Consider the following 20,162-nt stretch of genomic DNA (forward strand, 5'->3'; position numbering starts at 1 on the left):
CCGTCCGCCGTCCGCGGCCCGGCCGGTCCCGCGCCGGTGCCGCGGTCAGTCCTGCGCCGCCGCCCGCAGCCGGGCGAACTCCTCCGCCATCGTCGCGGCCGTCCAGTGGGCGTTCAGGCCGCTCGGATTGGGCAGGACCCAGACCCGGGTGTCGCCGAAGGTGCGTTCCTGCGGGCCCACCTGGGCCTTGCGGTCGCCGAACGCCGCGCGGTACGCGGTGACGCCGACCACCGCCAGCCGGCGGGGCCTGAGCCGGGCCACCTTCAGCGCGAGCAGCCGCCCGCCCTCGCGGTACTCCTCCGCACCGAGCTCGTCGGCCCGCGCGGTCGCCCGGGCCACCACGTTGGTGATCCCGAGCCCGTACGACAGCAGCTCCTGCTGCTCGGACGGTTTCAGGAGCCTCGGTGTGAACCCCGACAGATGCAGCACCGGCCAGAAGCGGTTGCCGGGCCGGGCGAAGTGATGGCCGGTGGCGGCGGTCGTCAGCCCGGGGTTGATGCCGCAGAAGAGCACACGGAGGCCGTCCGCGACGACGTCCGGTACGAGACGGTCGCGGGCGGCCTCCAGGTCCTGCCGGGTCGGCCGGGTCAGAGAATCGCTCCGGGGGTGTAGCCGGCGGCCTCGGGGTGCTGCTTGACGATCTCGTCGATCCGGGCGACGACCAGGGCGACCTGGTCGGCGGCGGCGCCGGTGAAGGACAGCTTGTCCGCCATCAGGGCCCCGAGCTGCTCACGGTCGAGCGGCAGCCGGTCGTCGGCGGCGAGCTTGTCGAGCAGGTCGTTGCGCTCGGCGCCCTGCTCGCGCATGGCGAGCGCGGTGGCGACCGCGTTCTCCTTGATGGCCTCGTGGGCGATCTCGCGGCCGACACCGGCGCGCACCGCGCCCATCAGCACCTTGGTGGTGGCGAGGAACGGCAGGTAGCGGTCCAGCTCGCGGGCCACGACGGCCGGGAAGGCGCCGAACTCGTCGAGCACGGTCAGGAACGTCTCCAGCAGGCCGTCCAGCGCGAAGAACGCGTCGGGCAGCGCGACCCGGCGCACCACCGAGCAGGACACGTCGCCCTCGTTCCACTGGTCGCCCGCCAGCTCGCCGGTCATCGAGGCGTAGCCGCGCAGGATGACCATCAGGCCGTTGACGCGCTCGCAGGAGCGGGTGTTCATCTTGTGCGGCATCGCGGAGGAGCCGACCTGGCCCGGCTTGAAGCCCTCGGTCACCAGCTCGTGCCCGGCCATCAGCCGGACCGTCTTGGCCAGCGACGAGGGCGCCGAGGCGAGCTGCACCAGCGCGGTGACGACCTCGTAGTCCAGCGAGCGCGGGTAGACCTGGCCCACCGAGGTGAAAGCCTGCGAGAAGCCCAGGTGACCGGCGATCCGGCCCTCCAGGTCCGCCAGCTTCGAGGCGTCGCCGCCGAGCAGGTCGAGCATGTCCTGCGCGGTGCCGACGGGGCCCTTGATGCCGCGCAGCGGGTAGCGGCCGAGCAGCTCCTCCAGGCGGCCGTGGGCGACGAGCAGTTCGTCGGCGGCGGTCGCGAAACGCTTGCCGAGGGTGGTGGCCTGCGCGGCGACGTTGTGGGAGCGGCCGGCCATGACCAGCTCGCCGTACTCCCCGGCCAGCTTGCCGAGACGGGCCAGGACGGCGACCGTGCGGTCGCGCATCAGCTCCAGGGAGAGGCGGATCTGGAGCTGCTCGACGTTCTCCGTCAGGTCGCGGGACGTCATGCCCTTGTGGACCTGCTCGTGCCCGGCGAGGTCGTTGAACTCCTCGATCCGCGCCTTCACGTCGTGCCGCGTGACCTTCTCGCGCTCGGCGATGGAGGCCAGGTCGACCTGGTCGAGGACGCGCTCGTAGTCGGCGATCGCCGCGTCCGGGACCTCGATGCCGAGGTCCTTCTGGGCCCGCAGCACGGCGAGCCAGAGCTGACGCTCCAGCCTCACCTTCTGCTCGGGGGACCAGAGCGTGGCGAGCTCGGCGGAGGCGTACCGTCCGGCGAGGACGTTCGGGATGCGGGGCTTGGCGGGCGCTGAAGTCACGTGTCCAGAGTCTACTGGCGATTCGTGCAGGCCAGCGCCAGGGCCCGGTTCGGCGGAAGCTACGAGACGGCCGTCACGCGCCGTCGCCGACGGTCGCGTCCCCCGTGGCGGGCATCTCGTACGGCAGCAGCTCGGGCCGCTTCGGCGGGCGTCCGTCGCCGGAGGAACGGCCGGTCAGGCGGCGTCCGATCCAGGGGAGCAGGTACTGACGGGCGAAACGGGCGTCCGCGACCCGGCGGGTGGCCCAGCCCGGCGGCAGCGAGGCCGCGGCCGGCACGCGCCACCCGGTGTCCTCGGGCTCGTGGCCCAGGGACTGCCAGACCGCCTCCGCGACGCGGCGGTGGCCCTCGGGGGTCAGGTGCAGCCGGTCCACGTCCCACATCCGCGGGTCGCTCAGCGAGGGAGCCCCGTACAGGTCGACCACGACCGCGCCGTGCCGGGCGGCGAGCTCGTCGACGCAGGCGAACAGTTCCTCCATGCGCGGCCGGAACCGCTCCAGGACCGGGCCCTGGCGGCCGGGGCTGCGCATCAGCACCAGCTGCCGGCAGGCCGGGGCGAGCCGCTCGACCGCCTCGGTGAGCAGGTCGCGCACCCGGACCATGTCGCACTTGGGGCGCAGGGTGTCGTTCAGGCCGCCGACCAGGGTGATCACGTCGGCGCCCATGGCCGCGGCCACGTCCACCTGCTCGTCGACGATCTGCCCGATGAGCTTGCCGCGGACGGCGAGGTTGGCGTACCGGAACTCGGGCGTCCGGGCGGCCATCCGTGCCGCGAGGAGATCGGCCCAGCCGCGGTAGCTGCCGTCGGGCAGCAGGTCCGACATGCCCTCGGTGAAGGAGTCGCCGACCGCGACCAGGCTGGTGTATGTGGGGTTCGTCTGCATGGCGTAGCCGATGGTAACCCGCCCGACATACCCACCGGTCGGTCACCCCCGCGCACCCCGCGCACCCCGCGCACCCCGCGCACCCCGCGCACCCCGCGCACCCCGCGCACCCCGCGCACCCCGCGCACCCCGGGGCTCCGCGACCCCGGGGCTCCGCGACCCCGGGGCTCCGCGACCCCGGGGCTCCGCGACCCCGGGGCTCCGCGACCCCGGGCCTCTGCGGGCACTCAGCCCTGCGGCACTCCCTCTCCCGGAACCTCTCCCGGAACCCCGCGGGTGCTCACGCCTGCCGGCCGAACAGCTCCCGCAGCACGTCCTCCATGGTCACCAGCCCCGCCAGACGCCCGTCGTCGCCGAGGGCGGCCGCCAGGTGCGTGCGGCTGCCCCGCATCGCCGTGAGCACGTCGTCCAGCGGTGTCGTCTCCCGTACGCGCGCGATGGGCCGCATGTCGCGCAGCCGGAAGGCCACGTCCTGGGGCGAGGCGTCCAGGGCGTCCTTCACATGGAGGTAGCCCACGATGCGCCGGCCCTCGTCCACCACGGGGAAGCGGGAGAACCCGGACTCGGCCGACAGCCGCTCCAGCTCCTCCGGCGTGACGCCCACGCGCGCGTAGACGACCTGCTCCAGCGGGAGCACCACGTCCCGCACCGGCCTGCGCCCCAGTTCGAGCGCGTCGCTCAGCCGCTCGCGGGCCCGGGCGTCGATCAGCCCGGCCTCGCCGGAGTCGCGCACCAGCCGGGCCAGCTCGGCGTCCGAGAACGTCGCCGTGACCTCGTCCTTGGTCTCGATCCGCATCAGCTTGAGCAGCGCGTTGGCGAACGCGTTGATCGCGAAGATGACGGGCCGCAGCGCCCGCGCCAGCGTCACCAGCGGCGGGCCGAGCAGCAGCGCGCTGCGCACGGGCTCGGCGAGGGCGATGTTCTTCGGCACCATCTCGCCGAGCAGCATGTGCAGATAGGTCGCGAGGCTCAGCGCGATGACGAACGACACGGCGTGTCCCGCGCCGCTCGGCACGCCCAGGGCGTGGAACACCGGCTCCAGCAGATGCGCGATCGCCGGTTCGGCCACCACACCCAGCACCAGGGTGCACAGGGTGATGCCGAGCTGCGCGGCCGCCATCAGCGCGGACACGTGCTGAAGCCCCCACAGCACGCTGCGGGCACGCCGGTCGCCCTCCTCGGCGTACGGTTCGATCTGCGAGCGGCGCACGGAGATCAGGGCGAACTCGGCGCCGACGAAGAAGGCGTTGACGACCAGGGTCGCCAGACCGATCAGCAGCTGTACGGCGACCATCACCGGGTCCCTTCCTCGTCCTCGGCGGCGTCGTCGAGCGGTGCGTGCAGCAGCACGCGGGCGGCGCGGCGTCCGGACGCGTCGACCACGTCCAGCCGCCAGCGGCCGACCTCCAGGCTGTCGCCCTCGGCCGGGATGCGGCCGAGCTCCGAGGCGACGAGGCCGGCGAGCGTCTCGTACGGCCCGTCGGGCGGCCGCAGGCCGACACGCGCGAGCTGGTCCATGCGGGCGGCGCCGTCCGCGGAGTACAGCGCGTGGCCGTCCGTGTCGGTGCCGGCCGGAGCGAGGTCGGGCGTCTCGTGCGGGTCGTGCTCGTCACGGACCTCGCCGACGACCTCCTCGACGATGTCCTCCAGCGTGGCGACGCCCGCGGTGCCGCCGTACTCGTCGATGACGACGGCCATGGTCCGCTTGCCGGACAGCCGGTCCAGCAGCCGGTCCACGGTGAGCGACTCCGGGACCAGCAGCGGCTCGCGCATCAGCTCGGCCACCCGGACCCGGGCACGCCGCTCGGCGGGCACGGCCAGGACGTCCTTGATGTGCGCGATGCCCACGACCGAGTCGAGGTTGCCGCGGTAGACCGGGAACCGGGACAGGCCCGTCGCCCGGGTGGCGTTCGCGACGTCCTCGCAGGTCGCCTGGACGTCGAGGGCCATGACCTGGACGCGCGGCGTCATCACGTTCTCGGCGGTCAGGTCGGCGAGGTTGAGGGTCCGTACGAACAGTTCGGCGGTGTCCGCCTCCAGGGCACCCTCCCTGGCCGAGTGACGGGCGAGGGCGGCCAGCTCCTGCGGCCCGCGCGCGGAGGCCAGTTCCTCGGCGGGCTCGATGCCGAACCGGCGCACCACCCGGTTGGCCGTGTTGTTCAGATGCGTGATGAAGGGCCGGAACGCGGAGCTGAACCAGCGCTGGGCGTTGCCCACGGTCTTGGCGACGGTGAGCGGCGAGGAGATCGCCCAGTTCTTGGGGACCAGTTCGCCGACGACCATCAGGAACACCGTCGACAGCGCGGTGCCCAGCACCAGCGCGAGCGAGGAAGCGGTCGACTCGGAGATGCCGAGCGACTCCAGCGGGCCCGCGATGAGACGGGAGATGGACGGTTCGGCGAGCATGCCGACGACCAGGTTGGTGACGGTGATGCCGAGCTGGGCGCCGGAGAGCTGGAACGTGAGGTTGCGTACTGCCTTCAGGGCGCCGGACGCCCCTCTCTCCCCGCGCTCGGCCGCCTGCTCCAGGTCGCCGCGTTCGACCGTGGTCAGCGAGAACTCGGCCGCGACGAAGGCGCCACAGGCGAGCGAGAGCAGGATCGCCACCAGCAGGAGGAGCACTTCGGTCATCGGGTCACCTCCGTCCCATGATCGGACAGGGTGGCGGACAGTGCGCGGTGTCGGCTACTGGGAGGCTCGCCCATGGGCGGACGCTCACACCTTTCGTGGGAGAACCGGACGGTCCCCGTACCAGGGGACCGGAGTGATCCCCCAATGGTAAAGGGTCGGCAAAGCGGCTCAGCCGGTGAGGGGCTTCACCCAGCGCAGCCACTGTTCCTGGGGCGTGTACCCGGCCGCGCGCCAGGCATGGTGCGCCTGTTCGTTGCGGGTCAGCACCATTGCGTCCGCGCGCCGCCCGCCGAGCCCTGCGAAGCGCTCCTCGGCCGCCGCGAGCAGGGCCGAGCCGATGCCGCGGCGGCGCCGCCGCGGGTGCACCGCCAGCCGGTACAGATGGCAGCGCCAGCCGTCGAAGCCGGCGATCACCGTGCCCGCCAGCTCGCCGCCCTCCTCAGCCAGCAGCAGCGCACCGGGATCCCGTTCCACGAGCCGCTCCACCCCGGCGCGGTCGTCACTGATGCTGGTCCCCTCGGCCGCCGTCTTCCAGAAGGCGAGCACGGCGTCGAGATCGTCGGGCGTCGCGGCCCGTATCCGCAGGTCGGTCATGAGGTGATCACATCACGCGGGTCCGCGGCCGACGGTGCATTCCAGCATGCGGACGCCGGCCGGGACCGGCCGGCCTCGGCGGACCTCAGTCGTGGGCGATCGCCGCCAGCACGTTCATCCGCGAGGCGCGCAGCGCCGGCAGCAGGGCCGCCACCACGCCGACGACCGCGGAGCCGATCATCACCGCCAGGATCGTGCCCCACGGGATCGCCAGCGCCGTCATCCCCTGCAACGCCAGGACCTGCTGTATGCACACCCCCCACACCAGACCGAGCGCGATCCCCAGCAGGGCGCCGAACACGGCGATGACCACCGACTCCAGCCGGATCATCCGCCGCAGCTGACGCCGCCCCAGCCCGATCGCCCGCAGCAGGCCGATCTCCCGGGTGCGCTCCACGACCGACAGGGCCAGCGTGTTGACCACGCCGAGCACCGCGATCACGATCGCCAGTCCCAGCAGGGCGTAGACGAGATACAGCAGCACCGCGATCTGGTCGTGGACGAGCTGCTTGTAGTCGGCCAGGTCACGCACCTGGACCTGGGGGTACGGGTCCAGCGTCCGCTCCAGCGCCGCGCGCAGGGCGTCGTCGTCCGTGCCCGTGCCGCCGTTGACGTAGAGCACCGAGTCCTGGCCGCCCGGCGCGTACCGCTCCAGGGTGGCCAGGCCGAAGTAGATCCCGCCCTGGGTGCCGAAGCCCTCGGCGGACTCCTGGTCGGTCAGCGCGCCCACGGTCAGCTCGGCGGTGCGTCCGCCGCGGAACTCCACGGGCAGCACGGTGCCGAGGCGTACGCCGTGGTCGCGCGCGAAGCCGAGGTCCATCGCGAGGTGCCCGTCCGCGAGGGCGGCCGCGGTGTCGCCCTGCGCGTAGGTGAGGTGGGCGACCTCGTCCAGCCGCGGGTCGTAGCCGACCGCCGTCGTCTCGACGCGGTCGCCGTCGGGCAGGCGCACGGCGACCGGGGTGAACCGCGCGCGCACCACCGCGCCGACACCCTCGGTGGCGCGCACCTTGTCGGTGACCTCCGCCGGGAAGGGCACGAAGTTGCTGTTCTGCACCACGTAGTCGGCGCCGAGCGTCCTGTCGATCTGCTGGTCGAAGGACTTCGTCATCGACGCGCTCGCCACGGACATCCCGCCCACCAGCGCGAGCCCCACCATCAGCGCGGCCGCCGTGGCGCCCGTACGGCGGGGATTGCGCAGGGCGTTGCGCTGGCTCATCCGCCCGACCGGTCCGAACAGCGCGGGGAAACCCGCCCCGAGGACGCGGATCACCGGGCGCACCAGCAGCGGGCCGGCGATCACCATGGCCACCAGGGTCAGGACCACACCGAGGCCCAGCAGGGACGCCGCCGACGCCGTGCGCGAGGACAGCGCACAGCCCGTCAGGGCCGCCGCACCGGCCGCCCCGACGACCGCACCGGCCACCGCGCGCACCTTCAGAGGCCGCCCCACCCCGGCGATCTCGGCGTCCGCGAGCGCCGCCATCGGGGAGACCGTGGCCGCACGGCGGGCCGGGAGGTAGGCGGCGACGAAGGTGACGCCCACGCCGACGACGTACGCCGCGACGGGCGTGCCCCAGCCGACCACCATCTCGGCGGCCCTGATGTTCATCCCGAGCAGGCCCATCAGCTCGATCAGCCCCGCCGCGAGGCCGATGCCGGCGGCCAGGCCCAGCGTGGAGCCGATCAGGCCGAGCAGCAGCGCCTCCGCCAGCACCGAGCGCCGCACCTGACGCCGGTCGGCGCCGAGCGCCCGCAGCAGCCCCAGCTCACGCGTGCGCTGGGCGATCAGCATCGAGAAGGTGTTGACGATCAGGAACACACCCACCAGGACGGCGATCCCCGCGAACCCGAGCATCACGTACTTGATGACGTCGAGGAACCCGCCGAGCGCGTCGACGTCCGACTTCGCCTGCTCCTCGGCCGTGCGCAGCTCGTAGGCGGTGCCGCTGTCGCCGAGCGCGGCGGCGACCCGGCGCTTGAGCTCGGTGTCGCTCACCCCGTCGGCCGCGTCGACGTCGATGCCGGTGGCGGCCTCGGCGTCGCCCAGCAGCCGGGTCTGCGCGGCCGGCGGATCCAGGAACAGCAGGGTGGCGCCGGGGTTGGTGGTGGTGAAGGTGACGATGCCGACGACCTTCACGTCGAAGGAGCCCGGCGCGGCGATCACGGTGAGCGTGTCGCTGATCGCGACGTCCTTGCGGTCGGCCGACTCCGAGTCCAGCAGCGCCTCGGACGGGCCGCGCGGGGCACGGCCCGAGGTGAGCTCCACGGGGCTGCGCGCGGTGGGGTTCCAGTCGGTGCCGACCGTCGGGGCACCGGTCGTCGGCCCCACCGACTCGTGGTCGGCGTCGACGACCGTGATGCCGTTGACGTTCACGTCCACCCGGGCGTCGGCGACGCCGTCGACCCGTCTCACCCGCTGTGCGAGCGCGGCCGGCAGCGTCGGGGTGAACCCGGAGGGCACGGCCTCGTCCAGCGTCTCGCCCGGGCTGATCGTCACATCGGAGGCCGTGGACGCGAAGAGCCGGTCGAACGTACGGCTGACGGTGTCGGAGAAGATCAGACTGCCCGCGACGAACGCCACGGACAGGACGACGGCCAGAGCGGACAGCAGCAGCCGCCCCTTGTGGGCGAGGAAGCTGCGCAGCGTCGCCTTGAGCACGGATTCATGCCTCCTCGGCGGCCGTGGCGGCGTCGCCCGGAGCGTCCTCCGCCGTCCTGCGGGTCACGTCGAAGCGTTTCATCCGCTCCAGCACCGCGTCCGCCGTCGGCTGCCGCATCTCGTCGACGATCCGCCCGTCCGCCAGGAACAGCACCAGGTCGGAGTGGGCGGCGGCGCCCGGGTCGTGGGTCACCATGACGACGGTCTGCCCGAGGGTGTCCACCGCCTCGCGCAGAAAGCCCAGCACCTCCAGACCCGCCCGCGAGTCCAGATTGCCGGTCGGCTCGTCCGCGAAGATCAGCTCGGGCCGGGACGCCAGCGCCCGGGCGCACGCGACGCGCTGCTGCTGGCCGCCCGACAACTGCGCCGGCCGGTGCTTCAGCCGGGCGCGCAGGCCGAGCGTGTCGATGACCCGGTCGAGCCACGCGGGGTCCGGCTTCTGGCCGGCGATGTCCATCGGAAGGGTGATGTTCTCCAGCGCGTTCAGCGTCGGGATGAGGTTGAACGACTGGAACATGAAGCCGATCCGGTCCCGGCGCAGCCGGGTCAGCTCCCGCTCGCGCAGCCCGGTGATCTCGGTGTCGCCGAGCCACACCTGGCCCGCCGAGACGTTGTCGAGCCCGGCCAGGCAGTGCATCAGCGTGGACTTCCCCGAGCCCGACGGGCCCATCACGGCGGTGAACCGGCCGCGCGCGATGTCCGCGTCCACCGAGTCGAGGGCGAGCACGGCCGTCTCGCCCGAGCCGTACGCCTTGGTCAGACTCCGGGCGCGCGCGGCGATCCCGTCGGCCGACGCCAGGCCGGGAGCGTGCTCCGCAGCAGGTGTGGACAAGGCCGCCTCCTCGGTCGGGGACATCGGGCACTTCCTTGCCGCGGCCGAGCCTAGTGTGATCCGGCGCACGCCCGGTATCCCTTTCCCCCTGGGCGTGCCCCTTGCGGGTGCTAGCGGACCGGCGCTAGCTTCGGAGTATGGCGAAGACCCAGCTGAACGTCCGCGTGGACGAGGGCACGGCCCGCGCGGCGCGCGAGCGCGCCCTGGCCCGCGGGATGAGCGTCAACCGCTACATCGAGGAGCTGGTCCGGCAGGACACCGGCGAGGTGGGCCACACCTTCGTGGAGGCCGCCGCCGACTTCATGAAGAGCTACGAGTCCGTCTTCGCCGAGGAGTTCGGCGAACAGAAGCGCGAAGGCCGTCACTGAGCCGTTGAGCCACCTCAGGATCGACCTCGCGTGGCTGCTGATGCTCGCCGAGCAGTACACCCCGGGCGACCCCCAGGTCACCGACTGGGGCGCGCTCGTCGCCGCCGTCGCACGCCATGAGGCCGAGATATTCGACGTGCCCGTGTACGACTCCCCGCAGGCCCGGGCCGCGGCGCTGCTCCAGCTCCTCATCCACTGCCCGGCGCTGGAACGCTCCAACGCCCTGTTCGCCTGCGCCGTCGCCTACGCGTATCTCGTCGCCAGCGGCATGAAGGTGGTCACCTCGCCCGAACAGGTCCGCGACCTCGCCCGCCTGGTCAAGGACGGCGAGGCGTCCGTCCACGACATCGCCGACGAACTGCGCCAGTGGAGCCTTGAAGCCTGAGGACCTGAGGACCTGAGGACCTGAGGAGCTGGGCTTGAGGCCCTGAGTCTGGGGCGGGGGAGCCGGGGCGCACCGGACCGAGGGGCCTACGCGGGCCGCCAGGCCGTGCCGAGCACGCAGTACGACGCCGGCAGCACCGGGCCTTTCTCCGGTATCAGCAGCCTGCGGTACGGACCCAGTTCGAACCCGGCGTCCCGCAGCGCGGCCACCGGGTCCCGGGCCAGATGACAGCCGCCGCTCAGACGCGGCCACACGGTGCGGTCCAGGACGCGCTGGGTGGCCGTCATGGCCCGGCCGCCGCCTCGCCCGTGCTCGAAGAACCGTACCTGGCCGCCCGGCCTCAGCACCCGCCGCACCTCGCCCAGAGCCCGTGGCACGTCCCGGACGCTGCACAGCACCAGCGACAGCACGACCGCGTCGAACGCCTCGCTCTTGACCGGCAGCGCCTCCGCGGTTCCCGGCACCACGTCGACCGGCACACCGGCGCGGACCGCCGACTCCACGGCCAACCGCCGCAGCAGCCGCTCCGGTTCGATGCCGACCACCTCCGCGACGGTGCCCGGATAGTGCGCGAAGTTCAGGCCGTTGCCCGCGCCCACCTCCAGCACCCGCCCGGACAGTCCGGACAGCAGCCGGGCGCGTACGCCGGCCATGCCCATCCGGGTCTCGGCGGCCACACTGGCCCGCGCGTAGTAGCGGGCGAACAGCGGGTGGTGCACGGGATCCCGCGCCGGTCCGGCGGCGGTTGCGGGCCACAGCGGCATGAGGACCTCCCTCGCAGGACGCTCCTTACCGCGATTGTGCCCCGCCGCGGGCCCGTGCACCCACACCGGTGACAGCATCCGGGCCGGGCTCCCGCACCGGCGGGCGGCCCCGGGCGGTTCTCAGAGCGGGGGCGCCGCCCAGCGTGCCGCGAAGGCGTCCGCGTCCCAGGTCCCGTCCAGCTCCCGCACCAGCCAGCCCGGAGCCGACGCGCGGAAGGCGTCCGGCGCAAGGGCACCCGCGCCCGCGGGCAGCGCGCCGAGCAGGGGAGCGCCGGCCACCTCCGGCAGGTCGGCCAGGTTGCAGCGGGAGGCCAGGTCGGCCTCGGCGGGCCAGCTGCCGACGACCAGACCGGCCAGGTCCAGACCGCGGCGCCGCAGTTCACGCGCCGTCAGCTCGGTGGTGTTCAGCGTGCCCAGGCCCGCCGTGACGACCACCAGCACCGGCGCGTCCAGCAGCGCGGCCGCGTCCGCCAGCGTGCCGCCCTCGTCGTCGAACCGCACCAGCAGCCCGCCCGCGCCCTCGACCAGCACCAGGTCGTGCTCGGCGGCCAGCTTCGCGGCGGCCTCGGCGATCTCGCCCGGCCGCACCGGAGCACGTCCGGCCCGCCGCGCGGCCGTCGCCGGGGCCAGCGGCTCCGGGTAACGGGCCAGTTCGGCCGTCGTCAGCTCGCCCGCGAGCCGCACCACCTCGGCGGCGTCCCCGCGCTCGTCCGGCCGTACGCCCGTCTGCGCCGCCTTCAGCACGGCGACCGAGCGGCCGGCCGCGGCCGCCGCGGCGGCCACCGCCGCGGTCGTGACCGTCTTGCCGACCTCGGTGCCCGTGCCTGTGATCATCAGGACCGGCATGTCGTCCTTCCCGTCCCTTCCGTTCGTCCTTCGCGTCATCCCTCGCGCGCGGCGGCGCACACCGCCCGCGCGATCCGCGCCACGTCCTCGTCCCCGGTGACGTAGGGCGGCATCGTGTAGATCAGGTCGCGGAACGGCCGCAGCCACACGCCCTCGCGCACCGCGGCCCGGGTGGCCGCCGCCATGTCGACCGGGTGGTCGAGCTGGACGACGCCGATCGCGCCGAGCACGCGCACCTCACGCACCCCCGGCAGCTCCGCCGCGGGGGCGAGACCGTCGCGCAGGCCCGTCTCGACCCGCTTGACCTCCAGGGCCCAGTCCTGCCCGAGCAGCAGGTCCAGCGAGGCGCAGGCCACTGCGGACGCCAGCGGGTTGCCCATGAAGGTCGGTCCGTGCGCCAGCACCGGCACCTCGCCCCGGGAGATCCCGTCGGCCACGCGCGGGGTGCACAGGGTCGCCGCCATGCTGAGGTAGCCGCCGGTCAGCGCCTTGCCCAGGCACATCACGTCCGGCGTCACCCCCGCGTGGTCCGCGGCGAACAGCGCGCCCGTACGGCCGAAGCCGGTCGCGATCTCGTCGAAGACCAGCAGCACGTCGTGCGCGTCGCACGCCTCGCGCAGCACCCGCAGATAGGCGGGGGAGTGGAAGCGCATCCCACCCGCGCCCTGCACCACCGGCTCGACGATCACCGCGGCGAGCTCGTCGGCGTGCTCCGCGATCGCCGAGCGCAGCAGATCGGCGTACGCCTCCTCGTACCCGGCGGGCGGGGCGTCGACGAACACCTGGCGGGGCAGGACGCCCGACCACAGCGTGTGCATCCCGCCATCGGGGTCGCACACCGCCATCGGCTGCCAGGTGTCCCCGTGGTAGCCGCCCCGCCAGGTGAGCAGCCGCTGCTTCCCGGGGCGGCCCAGCGAGCGCCAGTACTGCAGGCACATCTTCACCGCGACCTCGACCGCCACCGAGCCGGAGTCGGAGAGGAACACATGCTCCAGACCGTCGGGTGACATGTCGACAAGGCGCTTCGCCAGTCGTACGGCGGGCTCGTGCGTGAGCCCGCCGAACATCACATGGCTCATCCGCCCGAGCTGCTCCTGCACGGCCTCGTCGAGTGCCGGGTGACGGTAGCCGTGGATGGCCGCCCACCAGGACGACATGCCGTCGACCAGTTCGCCCGAACCGTCGGCGAGCCGCAGCCGGACCCCGCTCGCCGACTCCACGACCAGGGGCTCCGCCGTGCCGGGCATCGGTCCGTACGGGTGCCAGACGTGCCGCCGGTCCAGTTCCAGCAGTTCGGGCACGCTGAACTCAGGCATTGGGCGCGAGGTCCGTCCCGGCGCCGCGCCGGCGGACGGCGACGAGGTCCGGGCGCGGTTCGTTGCCCGGGGGAACGGCGGCAGGCGCGGACCCGGCGGCGGCGCCCGGCACGGAGGCGGAGCCGCAGATCCCGCCGCCCTCGTGCGAACCGCAGCCGGCGCCGCCCTCGTGGGAGCCGCAGCCCGCCGGCGCCCCGTGGGAGCCGCAGCCGCCGCCCTCGGAGACGCGGTGCTCAGGCAGCGTCACCTCTCCGGCACCCTCCACCTCGAAGCCGGCGTCGGCGATCATCTCCAGGTCGGCCCTGCCCGCCTGGCCCTCGCTGGTGAGGTAGTCGCCCAGGAAGATCGAGTTGGCCAGGTTCAGCGCGAGCGGCTGCATCGTGCGCAGATGGACCTCGCGGCCGCCCGCGATACGGACCTCCACGTCCGGGCAGACGAACCGGACCATCGCCAGGATGCGCAGGCAGCGCTGCGGGGTGAGGTTCCACTCCTTGGCCAGCGGCGTGCCCTCGAACGGGATCAGGAAGTTGACCGGCACCGAGTCCGGGTCCAGCTCACGCAGCGAGTACACGACGTCGACCAGGTCCTCGTCGCTCTCGCCCATGCCCGCGATCAGGCCCGAGCAGGCCGACAGGCCCGCCGCGTGCGCCTTCTGCACGGTGTCCACGCGGTCGGCGTAGGTGTGCGTGGTCGTGATGTCCCCGTACGTCCCCTCGGACGTGTTGAGGTTGTGGTTGTAGGCGTCGGCGCCCGCGTCGCGCAGCCGCTCGGCCTGGCCGTCGGAGAGCAGACCGAGGCACGCGCACACCTCGACGTCCTCGCTCCGGTCCTTGATCGCCTTGATCGTCTCCGACACCCGGTCCACGTCACGGTCGGTCGGACCGCGGCCGCTGGCCACCAGGCAGACCCGCTTGGCGCCGCCGGCCAGACCCGCGGCGGCCGCCTGGGACGCCTCGTCGGGCTTGAGCCAGGTGTACTTGAGGATCTCGGCCTTGGAGCCGAGCCGCTGGGAGCAGTAGGAGCAGTCCTCGGGACACAGACCGGACTTCAGGTTGACCAGGTAGTTGAGTTTCACGCGCCGCCCGAACCAGTGACGGCGCACCTTGCCGGCCGCGGCCACCACGTCGAGCAGTTCGTCGTCGGACGTGGCCAGTACGGCGAGCGCTTCCTCGCGGGTCGGCAGCTCGCGCCGAAGCCCCTTGTCCACCAGCGTGTTCAGCAGATCCATGAGAGCCGATCCTGTCCTAAGGGAGCGCCCCGGGCCAAGGAGGCTTCGCACAACGAAGGCTCTTCGGCGTGTGGGTATTGCCACACCGTGGGTGGACGTTCGTGCAGCTAGTGTCTGTCCACTGCCTACAAAACACCGGAGGGCCCATGGCGTTCGGCTGGATCGACGAGTCGGCTCGGGCGCGCCGCCGCGCCGGACTCGTCCGGACCCTTCGCCCCCGCCCCGCCGAGTCGCCGCTGCTGGACCTCGCGAGCAACGACTACCTGGGCCTGGCCCGGCATCCGGAGGTCACCGACGGCGCGGCCCGGGCCGCGGCCCGGTGGGGAGGCGGCGCGACGGGCTCCCGGCTGGTGACCGGTACGACCGAGCTGCACACCGAGCTGGAGCGCGAGCTGGCGGACTTCTGCGGCTTCGAGGCGGCGCTGGTGTTCTCCTCCGGCTACGCCGCCAACCTGGCCGCGGTCACGGCCCTGGCCCCGCACGGCTCGCTGATCGTGTCCGACGCGGGCAACCACGCCTCCCTCATCGACGGCTGCCGGCTGGCCCGGGGCGTCACCCAGGTCGTCGGGCACGCCGACCCGGACGCCGTCCGCAAGGCCCTGGGCACGCACGACGGCCCCGCCGTCACGGTGTCCGACACGGTCTTCTCGGTCGACGGTGACGCGGCCCCGCTCGCCGCCTACGCCGAGGCGTGCCGGGAGCACGGCGCCGGCCTGGTGGTGGACGACGCGCACGGCTTCGGCGTGCTCGGCGACGGGGGGCGCGGCGCGGCACACGCGGCCGGTCTGGCGGGCGCCGAGGACGTCGTGGTGACGCTCACCCTGTCGAAGTCCCTGGGCAGCCAGGGCGGCGCGGTGCTCGGACCCGCACGGGTGATCGACCACCTGGTCAACGCGGCCCGGACCTTCATCTTCGACACCGGGCTCGCCCCCGCGGCGGCCGGGGCGGCGCTGGCCGCGCTGCGGCTGCTGCGCCGCGAGCCCGAGCGGGCGGCGCGGGCGCGCGAGGTCGCGGCCGAACTGCACGCCCGGCTGACGGCCGAGGGCCATCAGGCGGTACGGCCGGACGCGGCGGTGGTCTCGGTGCGGGCTCCGTCCCCGGAGCAGGCCGTGCAATGGGCGGCGGACTGCCGCTCGGCGGGTCTGGCGGTGGGCTGCTTCCGCCCGCCCTCCGTGCCGGACGGCATCTCCCGGCTGCGGCTGACCGCCCGTGCGGACCTCTCCGGGGAACAGATCGAACGCGCTGTACGGGTGATCGGCGAGACGCGACCGTGAGTCGGCGTTCCACGGCCGTGTTCCTGAAATGATCCGTTTTCAGAATTGATCGGTATTCAGAATCGCCCCGTTTCCAGAACGATCGGTTTCAGAACGACCGGTCTAATGGCCGGTCTCGGGGCGATCCGTTTCGGAACCGTCGGCCCGTTTCGGAACCATCGGTTTCCGGACGGCCGGGAACGGCCGTCAGTGGAATGCGGCCGTGAAACCCGCCCAGCTCTCGGGGGAGAAGAGCAGCGCGGGTCCTTCCGGCCTCTTCGAGTCGCGCACGGCGAGACGGCCCGCCCAGCGGGCCGTCTCGACGCAGTTGTTCGCTCCCGTGCTGTAGCTGCTGCGCAGCCATCGCGCGCCGTGCAGCCGATTACTGGAGGGTACGTTCCGAGGCAGTGCAGTCATGGTGCCTCCCTATGCGCCGTCAACTGTCCCGGCGATGTAATCCAACGAGTCCTCGGGTGAAAGGGCGTGTTCCTGAAGGGTGCTGAAGGCATGGCTGTATGCCTCCAGGTCTTCTTTCCGTTCGAGATAGAGGCTACTCGTCATGTGGTCGAGAACAACCACATCCAGATCGGAGGTGCGCGGAAATGAGAAGATAACGAAAGGCCCGGTGATGCCGACATGCGCCCCCGCGGAGAAGGGCAGCACCTGGATCCGCACCTGCGGCAGCCGCGCCGCCTCCAGCAGCCGTACCACCTGGCGTTCCATCACCTCGGGACCGCCCACCTCCCGGTGCAGCACGGCCTCGTCCAGCACCGCGCTCAGCTCCAGCGGCGGCAGCGCCCGCAGCACCTCCTGCCGGGCCAGCCGCACCTGCACCAGGGCCTCCAGCCGCTCCTCCGGCTCACCGTCGAGGCCGCCCACCGTGGACCGGGTCACCGCGCGGGCGTACTCGGGGGTCTGGAGCAGCCCGGGCACGACCGACGTCTCCAGGGTGCGCATCGCGCTGGCCTGCGACTCCAGGCTGATGAAGTCCCGGTAGGCGGGCGGCAGCACCCCGCGGTAGGCGTGCCACCAGTGGTGCCGGCCGCTTCCCTCGTCGGAGCCCGCCAGCATCAGCAGCAGTTCGCGCAGCTCGGGGTCCCTGACGCCGTAGGCGTCCAGGAGTAACCGCACGTCGGACGGTTTCACGCCACTCGCGCCCGTCTCGATCCGGCTCACTTTCGACTGATGCCAGCCCACCAGAAGGGCCGCCTCGCCGCTGGTGAGCCCCGTGCGGGCGCGCAGAGCGCGCAGCTCCGCGCCGAGCTTTCGGCGACGTACCGCGGGACCGTGCTGCATGGGCTACTCCCTACTCCTTCCGGGCCACCCAAATACGGTCTGCCGTCGCAGAGTTCACCGCTTCGAGCGACAGATATATGCATATCTTGGTGGATCGGCACCGGGACCGGCCCGCTGGTGGCAGTCTGGCGGACGAAGCACCAGTCCGGGACCGTACTCGAACCAGCCGATCCTTGTCGGACCTCGGTCCCGTGGGAAAGGGACGACGTCGTCATGGCAGACCACCTGGAAGCATCCGTCACTCTGCCGAGCGATCCCGCCTCGGTCTCCGCGGCCCGTGGGTATGTCATCGGGACTCTGGCGGAGTGGGGCCTGCCGTCGGACACGGACGTGGCCGACACCATCCGGCTGATCGTCTCCGAGCTGGCCACCAACGCCGTGCAGCACACCTTCGGGCAGTCGCCCACCTTCACGGTGGACATGCTGCTGGAGCGTGACGAGCATCTGCGCATCGGGGTCACCGACAGCCATCCCAGGTTTCCCAAGCGGCTGCCGGCCGCGGTGCAGCAGGACAACGGCCGCGGCATGGTGATCATCCGCTGGCTGGCGGCGGAGTGCGGCGGCAGGCTGCGGGTGCGCCCCACGCGCGAGGGCGGGAAGACGGTCTCCATCGAGCTGCCGTGGACCGTCCCGGCCCGGCCGGTGACCACGGCGGGCCAGCAGGAGCCGTGAGCCCCCGGGAGGCACTGCGGGTGCCTCCCGGGGGCGCAGGCGGCCGGACCCGGGCGGTGACGGCCTGTCAGGGGGCCGTACCGCCCGGGAACGGGTCAGCTGACGCGGCCGTACCAGACGCTGCTCGTCCAGATCTTCTGCAGCCTCACCACGTCACCGGTCTTCGGGGCATGCCAGAGCTTGTTCTTCCCGGCGTAGATGCCCACGTGGTAGACGTTCGAACCCGAGTGGAAGAACACCAGGTCGCCCGCCCTGCGGTTCTTCGCGGAGATGTGGCGGGTCTTGTTGTACTGCTGGGCGGCGGTGCGCGGCAGGGACTTGCCCGCCTTCTTGTACGAGTAGAGCGTGAGCCCGGAGCAGTCGAACCGGTGCGGCCCCGTGGCGCCGTAGCTGTACGGTGAACCCTTTTTGGAGGCGGCGATCTGGAGCGCCTTCGTCGCCGGTGTGGTGGCCTGGGCCTCGGCGGCGACACCGGGGATGACCAGGGAGCCGCCCACGGCGGCGATGGTCAGGGCCGAGGCCGTACCGGCCCGGGCCATGAGCGACGGGACACGATTCTGCGCGGTCATGCGCAACCCTTCGTCAGCCGCCTGTGAAGGATGACCTGTCGGATTCGGGCTGGCGAAGTTGCCCGGCCGCCCGAAGGCGGCTTCACCCCAAGGACCGCTCGGAGCATGCGCTCCGGCGACCCGTCATGCCTGGGTCCTCCACTCCTGCCGATCCACTCCTGTCGACCGGTCATCCGGGCGGCGGCAGGACTCGGCGTCCGCCCGGACCGCCCCGCCGCGGTGGCGGGGGCTTGTCGTCAGACAGGGATCTTCACTCACAAGTGTCCGAAATACCCAACGGAACCGGGGATTTGTGTTGTTACTCACCGTTCACCCGTTCGGGTGGACAGCTTGATCGACGGACGTCTGTCAAGACCGCGAATACCCCTCGGACCAGCGCCGGAGCGCATTCCTCCGCCCCAACGGCGGGCGTGTCGCGCAACTTTGAAGGTCCCGCAGAACGATGAATTCGTAGTCCAGAAGGGGGTACGTCATTCGGTCCGTTTAACGGCTGGTCCGGACGTTCAGTCGTCGGGGCGCGAGGGCAGCACGACACGCGCCGTGCGGCGCTCCCCGTCCAGGACGCGCAGCGCCCGCGCGAGAGTGGGCGCGTGCAGTTCGGTCTCGCCCCGCTGATGCATCAGGGCCAGCGCGTCACGCAGTTCGGCCGCCTTGCGCACCAGTGCCTGGGCGGCCCGCAGCCCGCGGTAGGTGTCCCCGTGGTGTGCGGGGTTGATCCGGCCGAGCAGGTCGACCGTCTCCAGGTAACGGTCGATCAGCTCGCCCTCCGCCCGGGTCAGGGCGGGCAGCGGCGGAAGCTCGGGCGGCAGCACCGGCGCCTCACTCTCCGGCCGGGGGAGCGGGGACGGCCGCACGGCCCGGGGTGATCCGGTCCACCAGTCTGTGCTCCAGGGCCTCCTGGGCGGTGAGGACCCGCTCGTGCCCGATGTCCGCGCTCACCCGCTCCCGGCTCCGCCCGGTGTGCCGCGCGAGCATCTCCTCCGGCCGGGACCGCGCCCTCGGCTGTTCCTCCGCCCGGATGACCGGGTCGCCGGCCCGCCCCTCCGGCGGTTCCGGCAGGGCGGGCTGACGGAGCACCGTGCGGGCGCCCGGGAGGGCGTACCGCTTGCCCGGGGTGCCGGCCGCCGGCGGGACCGCGGCGGACGTGCCGGCCCGGCCCGGGCGGACCGTCTCCACGTCGCGGGCGACGTGCGGCATCGTGTCGTGGACGGCCGTCATGGGGCCGAACGGGCCGCCCGGCGAGTTGACGTACAGGGAGATGCCGTCGGGGCCCTTGTGCTCCAGGTGCATGAACTGCGCCGTCACGTCGTTCGCCGCGGTGTCGTCGAGCGGCGTGCCCGGCATGACGATCTGTTCTTCCATCAGCTTCGCGTACGGGTCCCGGGTGCGTGGTCCGAGGCTCGTGCCCCCGGTGAGCCCGGGCAGGACATGGCGGGCGGACGGTCGGGTCATGGCTCACGTCTCCCTCGGCGGGGATGCTCTGTGAAAAATGTACAGGACGTACATGACGTAACGTAGGGGGCATGGCCTACGAGATCCCGGTGACGCAAGCCCGGGCCGAGCTCGCCGACCTCATCAACCGCGTGGTGTACGGCGGTGAGCGCGTCGTCGTCACCCGTCACGGCAAGCCCCTGGTCGCCCTGGTCTCGGCCGCCGATCTGGAGCGGCTCGACGCGCTGGACGCCCCGGCCGAGGAGCGGGTGGCCGGTGCCGTGTCGGCCTTGTCCGCGGTGCGTGAGGCCGCGTCGGCGCCCCGGGAGCAGCACCGCTTCGGCATCACGGCGGAGCACCGGGCCCCGGGCCCCTCCTAGCTTCCGGGCCTCGGGTCCCGGGCCC

The 20,162-nt window shown here is 72.7% G+C and carries 22 protein-coding genes and 1 riboswitch; of the genes, 5 read left to right on the forward strand and 17 right to left on the reverse strand.

The features are described from left to right. Positions 1 to 45: 45 nt before the first annotated feature. From mug to ACIQGV_RS06460, 8 genes are all read right to left on the reverse strand, one after another. On the reverse strand, positions 46 to 591 hold the full coding sequence (gene mug, locus ACIQGV_RS06425) for a G/U mismatch-specific DNA glycosylase (protein WP_402492395.1): 546 nt from the start codon (positions 589 to 591) through the stop codon (positions 46 to 48). After that, positions 588 to 2,030, reverse strand: a complete 1,443-nt coding sequence (gene purB / locus ACIQGV_RS06430; RefSeq protein ID WP_402491301.1) for an adenylosuccinate lyase — start codon at positions 2,028 to 2,030, stop codon at positions 588 to 590. Before purB ends, mug begins: the two co-directional genes overlap by 4 nt. A gap of 73 nt (positions 2,031 to 2,103) precedes the next feature. Continuing rightward, a complete protein-coding gene (locus tag ACIQGV_RS06435; RefSeq protein WP_402491304.1) occupies positions 2,104 to 2,913 on the reverse strand; it encodes an SGNH/GDSL hydrolase family protein in 810 nt (269 codons plus the stop codon). A gap of 280 nt (positions 2,914 to 3,193) precedes the next feature. Continuing rightward, on the reverse strand, positions 3,194 to 4,207 hold the full coding sequence (locus ACIQGV_RS06440; RefSeq protein ID WP_402491307.1) for a hemolysin family protein: 1,014 nt from the start codon (positions 4,205 to 4,207) through the stop codon (positions 3,194 to 3,196). Next, on the reverse strand, positions 4,207 to 5,544 hold the full coding sequence (locus ACIQGV_RS06445) for a hemolysin family protein (RefSeq protein ID WP_402491310.1): 1,338 nt from the start codon (positions 5,542 to 5,544) through the stop codon (positions 4,207 to 4,209). Before ACIQGV_RS06445 ends, ACIQGV_RS06440 begins: the two co-directional genes overlap by 1 nt. A gap of 168 nt (positions 5,545 to 5,712) precedes the next feature. Further along, positions 5,713 to 6,138: a GNAT family N-acetyltransferase gene (locus ACIQGV_RS06450; protein ID WP_402491313.1), complete on the reverse strand. Its 426-nt coding sequence runs from the start codon at positions 6,136 to 6,138 to the stop codon at positions 5,713 to 5,715. Between the two features lie 85 nt (positions 6,139 to 6,223). Then, positions 6,224 to 8,797, reverse strand: a complete 2,574-nt coding sequence (locus tag ACIQGV_RS06455) for an FtsX-like permease family protein (protein WP_402491316.1) — start codon at positions 8,795 to 8,797, stop codon at positions 6,224 to 6,226. Between the two features lie 4 nt (positions 8,798 to 8,801). Beyond that, positions 8,802 to 9,629 carry an ABC transporter ATP-binding protein gene (locus tag ACIQGV_RS06460; RefSeq protein WP_402491317.1) on the reverse strand — a complete coding sequence of 276 codons (828 nt, stop codon included), beginning with the start codon at positions 9,627 to 9,629 and terminating at the stop codon, positions 8,802 to 8,804. A 137-nt stretch (positions 9,630 to 9,766) separates the two neighbouring features. Here ACIQGV_RS06460 and ACIQGV_RS06465 point away from each other — a divergent pair, with 137 nt between their 5' ends. Continuing rightward, the gene (locus ACIQGV_RS06465; RefSeq protein WP_402491320.1) at positions 9,767 to 9,997 is read left to right on the forward strand and encodes a toxin-antitoxin system HicB family antitoxin; all 231 of its coding nucleotides are present in this window, start codon (positions 9,767 to 9,769) and stop codon (positions 9,995 to 9,997) included. A gap of 4 nt (positions 9,998 to 10,001) precedes the next feature. Beyond that, positions 10,002 to 10,382, forward strand: a complete 381-nt coding sequence (locus tag ACIQGV_RS06470) for a fic family toxin-antitoxin system, toxin component (protein ID WP_402491323.1) — start codon at positions 10,002 to 10,004, stop codon at positions 10,380 to 10,382. A gap of 86 nt (positions 10,383 to 10,468) precedes the next feature. Here the strand turns inward: ACIQGV_RS06470 and ACIQGV_RS06475 are convergent, their stop codons facing one another. The 4 genes from ACIQGV_RS06475 to bioB all read right to left on the reverse strand — a co-directional run bounded on the left by ACIQGV_RS06475 (position 10,469) and on the right by bioB (position 14,536). Then, on the reverse strand, positions 10,469 to 11,146 hold the full coding sequence (locus ACIQGV_RS06475) for a class I SAM-dependent methyltransferase (protein WP_402491325.1): 678 nt from the start codon (positions 11,144 to 11,146) through the stop codon (positions 10,469 to 10,471). Between the two features lie 120 nt (positions 11,147 to 11,266). Beyond that, positions 11,267 to 11,992 carry a dethiobiotin synthase gene (gene bioD, locus ACIQGV_RS06480; protein ID WP_402491328.1) on the reverse strand — a complete coding sequence of 242 codons (726 nt, stop codon included), beginning with the start codon at positions 11,990 to 11,992 and terminating at the stop codon, positions 11,267 to 11,269. Positions 11,993 to 12,027: 35 nt separating this feature from the next. Then, complete coding sequence (locus ACIQGV_RS06485; protein ID WP_402491331.1) at positions 12,028 to 13,308, reverse strand: adenosylmethionine--8-amino-7-oxononanoate transaminase; 1,281 nt, start codon at positions 13,306 to 13,308, stop codon at positions 12,028 to 12,030. Further along, positions 13,301 to 14,536, reverse strand: coding sequence for a biotin synthase BioB (bioB, locus tag ACIQGV_RS06490; protein ID WP_402491334.1), 1,236 nt, complete (start codon positions 14,534 to 14,536; stop codon positions 13,301 to 13,303). The genes ACIQGV_RS06485 and bioB overlap by 8 nt, the downstream gene beginning before the upstream one ends. A 146-nt stretch (positions 14,537 to 14,682) precedes the next feature. Here bioB and ACIQGV_RS06495 point away from each other — a divergent pair, with 146 nt between their 5' ends. After that, a complete protein-coding gene (locus ACIQGV_RS06495) occupies positions 14,683 to 15,810 on the forward strand; it encodes an 8-amino-7-oxononanoate synthase (protein WP_402491336.1) in 1,128 nt (375 codons plus the stop codon). A 186-nt stretch (positions 15,811 to 15,996) separates the two neighbouring features. Here ACIQGV_RS06495 and ACIQGV_RS06500 read toward each other — a convergent pair whose 3' ends face one another. Next, positions 15,997 to 16,206, reverse strand: coding sequence for a DUF397 domain-containing protein (locus ACIQGV_RS06500; RefSeq protein WP_402491339.1), 210 nt, complete (start codon positions 16,204 to 16,206; stop codon positions 15,997 to 15,999). 9 nt (positions 16,207 to 16,215) lie between these two features. Further along, a complete protein-coding gene (locus tag ACIQGV_RS06505) occupies positions 16,216 to 17,085 on the reverse strand; it encodes a helix-turn-helix domain-containing protein (RefSeq protein WP_402491342.1) in 870 nt (289 codons plus the stop codon). A gap of 213 nt (positions 17,086 to 17,298) precedes the next feature. Here ACIQGV_RS06505 and ACIQGV_RS06510 point away from each other — a divergent pair, with 213 nt between their 5' ends. Continuing rightward, on the forward strand, positions 17,299 to 17,757 hold the full coding sequence (locus ACIQGV_RS06510) for an ATP-binding protein (RefSeq protein WP_402491344.1): 459 nt from the start codon (positions 17,299 to 17,301) through the stop codon (positions 17,755 to 17,757). 95 nt (positions 17,758 to 17,852) lie between these two features. Here ACIQGV_RS06510 and ACIQGV_RS06515 read toward each other — a convergent pair whose 3' ends face one another. From ACIQGV_RS06515 to ACIQGV_RS06525, 3 genes are all read right to left on the reverse strand, one after another. After that, on the reverse strand, positions 17,853 to 18,326 hold the full coding sequence (locus ACIQGV_RS06515) for a C40 family peptidase (protein ID WP_402491347.1): 474 nt from the start codon (positions 18,324 to 18,326) through the stop codon (positions 17,853 to 17,855). A gap of 3 nt (positions 18,327 to 18,329) precedes the next feature. Beyond that, a riboswitch (cyclic di-AMP (ydaO/yuaA leader) is annotated at positions 18,330 to 18,532 on the reverse strand. 297 nt (positions 18,533 to 18,829) lie between these two features. Then, a complete protein-coding gene (locus ACIQGV_RS06520) occupies positions 18,830 to 19,138 on the reverse strand; it encodes a hypothetical protein (protein WP_402491350.1) in 309 nt (102 codons plus the stop codon). A gap of 7 nt (positions 19,139 to 19,145) precedes the next feature. Further along, positions 19,146 to 19,778, reverse strand: coding sequence for an ATP-dependent Clp protease proteolytic subunit (locus ACIQGV_RS06525; protein WP_402491353.1), 633 nt, complete (start codon positions 19,776 to 19,778; stop codon positions 19,146 to 19,148). Positions 19,779 to 19,849: 71 nt separating this feature from the next. Here ACIQGV_RS06525 and ACIQGV_RS06530 point away from each other — a divergent pair, with 71 nt between their 5' ends. Next, a complete protein-coding gene (locus ACIQGV_RS06530; protein ID WP_402491356.1) occupies positions 19,850 to 20,137 on the forward strand; it encodes a type II toxin-antitoxin system Phd/YefM family antitoxin in 288 nt (95 codons plus the stop codon). Positions 20,138 to 20,162 lie beyond the last annotated feature (25 nt).

Source organism: Streptomyces sp. NPDC093094 (assembly GCF_044754345.1).
Taxonomy (GTDB): domain Bacteria; phylum Actinomycetota; class Actinomycetes; order Streptomycetales; family Streptomycetaceae; genus Streptomyces.